Genomic DNA, 3,040 nt, shown 5'->3' on the forward strand with positions numbered 1-3,040 from the left:
TCTCTCATTGCATGCGAAATTTAAAGTGTAGAGTGGTTGTAGCAAGCAGAAGTGGCAATTTCTAAAGGGGGCACTTAAGAAAGATATAATACTTTGTGTGATATATAGCAAATACCCTGAAATTTAATTTGTATGTGTTTTGTGATCTTTTGTAATGAGCTTGGCATTTGCAATGGAGAGATTTTTGAGAGTTGATTAAAATTACATTTTAGTTTTGTTAAAATGTAACAACGCAATGTAACAAAAACAATTATTTAAAACTGTAAAAAATTGTAATTATTAGGGGTTGCATTATCATTGAAGTTTATGAACTAGGAGTAACTTATGAATAAAAAAGTAATAATGTTTGTTATTTGCAGCATTTTTGCATTAGTTATTTCTTGCAAGAATTATGCAATTAGTAAAGATAGTAAGGATTTAAAAAATTTAAAAGAAAATTTTGAAGAGAAAGTTAAAGGATTTTTAGAGATAAAAAAAGAAGAGTTGACTGAAGGGCTTAAAAGTTTAGGATCAGAAGTTTCTGTAAAAGTTCAAGAAAAATTAATGCAAGCTGATGAGCCACAAGATCAAGTTGAAGAACAAATAGTCCAAGATGTTAATAATAAAAATCAAGTAGTAGAGGAATTAGAGAAAAAATTAGAGGATTTAAAGAAGAAAATAGATAGGGCTGGTGATAAAACTACTCTTGGAGAATATTATGGTTATGAAAAAGAATTAAAAGAATTAGAAAAAGAATTAGAAGACAAGCTTAAAGATAAAAAAGAAGATAAAGAAAAACTTAAAAAGAAATTAAAAGAACTTGAAGAAAGCTTAAGAAAGAAAAAAGAAGAAAGAAAACAAAAATTAAAAGAGGCTCAAAAAAAATTTCAAGAGTATAAACAACAAGTTGGTTCTGCAAGTGGACAATCTTACGGTGATCAAGCTAAAAATCAAGGGAAAGTTGGGCAGGAAGCTTGGAGGGAGGCTAGCAAATTAGGGTTATTAGATAAAAATTCTTCTACTGATAATGATGGTACTAGTGATATAACAAAAAAAGTTATAGAGGATGCACTTCAAAAGATTGAAGAAGAAATTAAAGAGATTGATAATAATTTAAAATTAAAATAGAAGTCCCATATATAGGAGTAACTTATGAAGAAAAAATTTTTTATTATTTGTGCTGTTTTTGCACTGATAATGTCGTGTGATAATCATGGAAATTTAAAAATAATTGAAGAAAAAAATCAAGAAAAAACTAAAGAAAAAGATGTAAAAGGGCAAGTTCAGGGATTTTTTGAAATAGAAGATAAAGAATTAATGCAAGCTGATGAGCCTAAAAAACAAATATCAAAAGAGGAACAGCAAAAACAAAATAGAAAAAAAGCGTTAGAAGATGCTAAAGAGAAAGTAGAAGGGTTTAAAAAAGAATTAGAAGAGCTTGAAAAGAGAGTAAAAGATAAAAAACAACAAAATAAAGATACTGATTATCCAGCTGATGATCCAATGAGAATTGAATCTGAAGTTTGTAAGTGTGCCTTTGAGCTAGGTTTTAATCCCGATGATTTATATAATAGTTATGTTGTTTATAAGGGCGAGCGGTATATTGTTTATAAGGGCATTGAAACAGAGAATCAAATTATAACCAATTTACTTCAAAAGATTGAAGAAGAACTTATTAAGTTCTAAGAGAAAAAATAATAAAAAATGGTTCTTGAAAACATAAATTATGATATGAAAAACAAGGCTAATAAATAGTCTTGTTTTCTTATTTAAAATAATATTGCTAAAATTTAGATAATAAAGCTAGGAGAGGAATGAGAAAAATAAGTTTATTATTATTGTTATTTGTATTGAGTATTAGTTTGAATGCTTTTATGAGTGAATATACAGAAAAACATTATGCAAAAGCTAAAAGGGCTTTTTCTGAAGAAGATTTTAATTTATTAAATAAAAGACTAGATAATTATGGTTTTGAAAATGAGTATGATAAAAGTATTTTTTTCTCTTATGCTATTAAAATTAGAGGAGAGTTAAGAAAAATTGGAATTAAAGAAAAAAGTGTTTTCTTAGACGCTCTTGATGTTATAGGATCTCTTATAAAAATTAAGTTAATAACTACTATTTGGGTCATGAATCTTGAATGTATAAATTATCTTATAGATGGACTTCCAAATTCAATTTTTGATTATTTAATACAACTAGATTCTGATAAAATTGATTATGCTGAGAAATATGGAGAAGAAGCAAGAGATAAGTTTAAAAAAGCTTATTCTAAAGATAAAGTGAGTGCAGTAAAACAGATTTTAAAACAAATTTTGGCTGATTTGCCCAAAGATTAGGATTTTAATTAAGAATTAATAGGTTTTGTAAGCATAGATTATGAAAAATAAGACTAATACCCAGTCTTATTTTTTTATTTGTTCACACTTACTAAACAGTATAAATATAGATCAGTGGTTAATATGTATAAAGAAGTTTAAAGTTTGTGTTAACAATTTGTTAAATTGCTTTACTATTTAGAGTAACAATTTGTTAATTTTGTTACTTTTGGGTAGTGTTTTTGAAAAGAGTTAAAAGATCTTTTGATGATTATGTTGCATATTTTATAGAAGGAACTTTAAATGATGGAGAAATAGCAGCTAAACTAGGAGTTTCTAAAGTAAATGTGTGGAGAATGAGACAAAAATGGGAAAGTAGAGAAACTTTTGTTAATGAGAATTCTAGAGTAACAATTAGTGAGGATACTTTTGAACACCTTGTAGCACAAACTTTTAGATCGGAAGTTAAGGCTAAAAAAGTTAAGGGAGAATTAGATTTAGAGCGCTCCAATTTAGAATTGGGATTTATACGTGCATTTAAGCAATATTCTAGCATTGAACTTGCTAGTATGCTTTCAAAAATAGAAGATTTAAGATTTAAAATTGATTCTTTAAATAAACAGTCCAGCAATGAAAATGAAAAATGTGTTAGTGAAGAAATTAGTTCTTTAAAAAGTGAGCTTAATGATTTAATAAAAGAGTGTTCAATAAGGGAAATGGAGCTTTACTATGAATGTATGAAA

The 3,040-nt window shown here is 26.9% G+C and carries 4 protein-coding genes; all 4 read left to right on the top strand.

The window, feature by feature from the left end; translation table 11 throughout:
- Positions 1–324 precede the first annotated feature (324 nt).
- On the top strand, positions 325–1,107 hold the full coding sequence (locus HNP68_RS06260) for a hypothetical protein (RefSeq protein WP_183221534.1): 783 nt from the start codon (positions 325–327) through the stop codon (positions 1,105–1,107).
- A 24-nt stretch (positions 1,108–1,131) separates the two neighbouring features.
- Positions 1,132–1,665, top strand: coding sequence for a hypothetical protein (locus HNP68_RS06265; protein ID WP_183221536.1), 534 nt, complete (start codon positions 1,132–1,134; stop codon positions 1,663–1,665).
- Positions 1,666–1,793: 128 nt separating this feature from the next.
- Positions 1,794–2,318, top strand: coding sequence for an exported protein A EppA (eppA, locus tag HNP68_RS06270; protein ID WP_183221543.1), 525 nt, complete (start codon positions 1,794–1,796; stop codon positions 2,316–2,318).
- Between the two features lie 221 nt (positions 2,319–2,539).
- Positions 2,540–3,040, top strand: a 501-nt coding sequence (locus tag HNP68_RS06275; protein WP_183221545.1) for a DUF603 domain-containing protein, incomplete at its 3' end; no start/stop codon positions are given.

Origin of the sequence: Borreliella yangtzensis (genome assembly GCF_014201775.1) — a bacterium.
GTDB classification, from domain to species: Bacteria; Spirochaetota; Spirochaetia; order Borreliales; family Borreliaceae; genus Borreliella; species Borreliella yangtzensis.